Source organism: Mesonia oceanica (assembly GCF_902499555.1).
GTDB lineage: Bacteria > Bacteroidota > Bacteroidia > Flavobacteriales > Flavobacteriaceae > Mesonia > Mesonia oceanica.
On record NZ_CABVMM010000033.1, the window covers coordinates 1 to 3,997 of the forward strand.

The window sequence follows — 3,997 nt, forward strand, 5'->3', positions numbered from 1 at the left end:
GATAATATGAGTGAATGGACTGCAGTAGAGTCTTTTACTACAGATTTCTTAGGAGTTAATACTGAAAATTTTGTAGGATTCAATTATTATCCTAACCCGGTAAAGAATTCAATTAATCTGGAGTCTAGATTAAACATTGATAAGGTGAGTATTTATAATTTACTGGGACAAGAAGTCTTGAGTAGAGATTTAAACGAAATGTCACCATCCTTAGATATGTCAAACTTAGCATCAGGAGCTTATATACTTCGAGTACAGATAGGAAGTCAATCTAAAATTATTCGAGTTATTAAAGAATAATTTTAAATTCTAATAATCATACCTAATACAGGTTGTTATTACCCTCAAGTCTTAAAAAGATTTGGGGGTAATTTTTTTTAACGGCTCTAAATCTTATATATTTGGTGTTGATAAAAAAAATAGATATGAAAAGAATTACATTATTAATTATTCCTAACTTATTGATGGTTTTTTTTAGCCTATCAATACATGCACAGACTTTAAATGAAAGTGCAGATTGGCCCAATTCTGATTGGGTGATTACGGGTGATTACGAAAGTGATGCAGATGCTTTTGAAGCAGACCCTACCTTAAGTGGTAATTTTGCCTTTGATGATGATGATGCGGGCGGAAATTCTGAAGATGAAATTGCTGCAGAATCACCGGTTATAGATTTAACAGAAGCCTATAATGCTGGAGAAACTTGGATAAACTTCTCTGCAGATTATTTTTTCCGGGTAGTGAATAGTCTTGAAAGTGAGCAGGAAGATTTATTAGTAATAGAGTATTGGGATAGCGAAAATTCAATTTGGGTAGATTGGTCAGGTCCTATTCCTGGAACACAAGGATCTTCTGGAGCAACTACAAATGATTTCTGCTCTCCTGCTAAAGTTGCTTGTAATGTTACCAAATTGAATATTGAAAACTTTTCATCAACTCAATTAACAGGATTTAAATATAGAATTAGATACGATGATGATGGACAGGATTCAAGTGGTAATGGTTGGGAATATGGTTTTTGTTTTGATGCTCCCACAATTTTTTCTCAAGTCCCTCCAACATGTTTAGTTCCAACAAATTTAGAAGTAGATAATCTTACTAGTACAAGTGCTGATATAAGTTGGACAGCGGGTGACTCTGAGACTGATTGGGAAGTTTTATATGGTGGTTCTGGTTTTGATGTAGAAACTGAAGGAACAATGATTAATGATATTAATGGAGAGCCAGAGGTTTCAATTTCAGATTTATCAGAGTCTATTTCATATGATGTGTATGTAAGAGCGATTTGTGATGAAGAAGATACAAGTGATTGGGTTTTGTTAAGTTTCTATACAGTACCCTCTAATGACGAATGTGATAATGCTATCGAATTAGTTTTAAACGATAATCTAGAATGTACCTTGACTACCGCTGGAACTACAGTTAGTGCCACAGGTTCAGATTTAGGTACAGACGAGGAATCGGTAACAGGAACCCCGAACAATGATGTATGGTTTACTTTTATAACAACTTCTTCAAGCCATACCATTTCATTGTTGAATATAGAAGCTGTTGTAGGTTCTTCTACAGATATGGGAATGGCTTTATATGATGGTACCGGAGGCTGTGAAGCTTTAGCTTTATTTGACGATTCAGACCCTAATTCTTTTATAGTTAATGGTCTTACAGTTGGAGAAACCTACTATTTAAGAGTTTATGGATGGGCTTCTACGAATAGTGCCCAAACTACTTTTGATGTTTGTGTGAAAACACCACCGCAAGCTCCCTCTAATGATGAATGTGATAATGCTATCGAATTAGTTTTAAACGATAATCTAGAATGTACCTTGACTACCGCTGGAACTACAGTTAGTGCCACAGGTTCAGATTTAGGTACAGACGAGGAATCGGTAACAGGAACCCCGAACAATGATGTATGGTTTACTTTTACCGCAACTTCTTCAATACATCCCATCTCATTATTGAATGTAGAAGCTGTTATAGGTTCTTCTACAGATATGGGAATGGCCTTATATGATGGTACTGGAGGCTGTGAAGCTTTAGCTTTATTTGACGATTCAGATCCTAATTCTTTTACCGCTACCGGTCTTACAGTTGGAGAAACTTATTATTTGAGGGTTTATGGATGGGCTTCTACTAACAGTGCCCAAGCTACTTTTGATGTTTGTGTGAAAACACCACCGCCGGCTCCTTCTAATGATGAATGTGATAATGCTATCGAATTAGTTTTAAATGATGATGAAGAATGTATTTCGACTACAGCTGGAACTACGGTTAGTGCCACAGGAACAGACGATGAAGAGATCACAGGAACTCCAAACAATGATGTCTGGTTTACTTTTACCGCAACTTCTTCAAGCCATCCTATCTCACTATCAAATGTAGAAGCTGTTATGGGGTCTTCTATAGATATGGGAATGGCCTTATATGATGGTTCTGGAGGTTGCGAAGCTTTAACTTTATTTGATGATTCAGATCCTAATTCTTTTACCGCTACTGGTCTTACCGTTGGGGAAACCTACTATTTAAGGGTTTATGGATGGGCTTCTACGAATAGTGCTCAAACTACTTTTGATGTTTGTGTACAGACTATACAATGTATCATTCCAACAAATGTTGTTGTTAATAATATTACTGATACAAGCGTAGAGATTAGTTGGACTTCTAATGGAGATGAAAGTGAATGGGAAGTGTTTTACGGGGAATCTGGATTTGATTTTGAAACAGAAGGCACTTCAGTAATAGACGATGATGATACCTTGGGAGAAGTTTTAGATGAGTTATCGCCAGATACACAATATGATGTATATATTCGTTCAATTTGTGGAGAGGATAGCGAGAGTGATTGGACATCAGTATTGAGTTTTACAACTAATGCTAATCCTGTATTAGTTTCAGTAGAGAACCCTGTGTTAAGTGAAACTTATTGTTATGGTAATAATGATTTTAAACAATGGTTATTTCAATCAGAAAATGGAGAGCCATTGACTATTACTTTCACTACGGGAACTGTTGAAGCAAATTCTTCAGGAGGAACTTTTGATGACTTAATTATTTATAATGGCCAAGATAATTCTGGTGATATATTATTCGACTCTGATTTAGATGGATCAGATTTGGAAGGTTTATCATTTGAAGCTTCTTCTGGATTTATTTATATGACATTAGATGCAGATGGAAGTAACAATTGTGCAGGGAATGATCAAACCACTATTGATTTTGATGTATTTATTGAAGTTTGCGAAACTCCAACCAATGTTACTATAGACAATATTACTGATACTACAGCAGAGGTAACTTGGACCGACAATGCAGGAGTAACTGAATGGGAAGTGTTGTATGGAGAAACTGGTTTTGATCCAACATCAGAAGGAGAATCTATGATGGACAATAATGACGAACTAGGTGTTGTTCTTAGTGATTTAACTCCAGAAACCACCTATGATGTGTATGTGCGAGCCATTTGTGATACCGATAATATGAGTGAATGGACTGCAGTAGAAATGTTCATAACATTACAAGATCCTTGTGAAGTTCCAACAGAAGTAGTTATAAACAATATTACCGATACTACAGCAGAGGTAACTTGGACCGACTATGTAGTAGTAACTGAATGGGAAGTATTGTATGGAGAAACTGGTTTTGATCCAACATCAGAAGGAGAATCTATGATGGACAATAATGACGAACTAGGTGTTATTCTTAGTGATTTAACTCCAGAAACCACCTATGATGTGTATGTGCGAGCCATTTGTGATAACGATAATATGAGTGAATGGACTGCAGTAGAGTCTTTTACTACAGATTTCTTAGGAGTTAATACTGAAAATTTTGTAGGATTCAATTATTATCCTAACCCGGTAAAGAATTCAATTAATCTGGAGTCTAGATTAAACATTGATAAGGTGAGTATTTATAATTTACTGGGACAAGAAGTCTTGAGTAGAGATTTAAACGAAATGTCACCATCCTTAGATATGTCAAACTTAGCATCAGG

At 35.8% G+C, this 3,997-nt stretch carries 2 protein-coding genes; both read left to right on the forward strand.

Annotated features, from left to right (window positions below; all coding sequences use genetic code 11):
- Positions 1–300 (forward strand): T9SS type A sorting domain-containing protein (locus tag FVB9532_RS19080; RefSeq protein WP_150546777.1); only part of this gene is annotated, 300 nt, incomplete at its 5' end.
- Positions 301–425: 125 nt separating this feature from the next.
- Positions 426–3,997: fibronectin type III domain-containing protein (locus FVB9532_RS19085; RefSeq protein WP_194716594.1), on the forward strand; the 3,572-nt coding region annotated here is incomplete at its 3' end.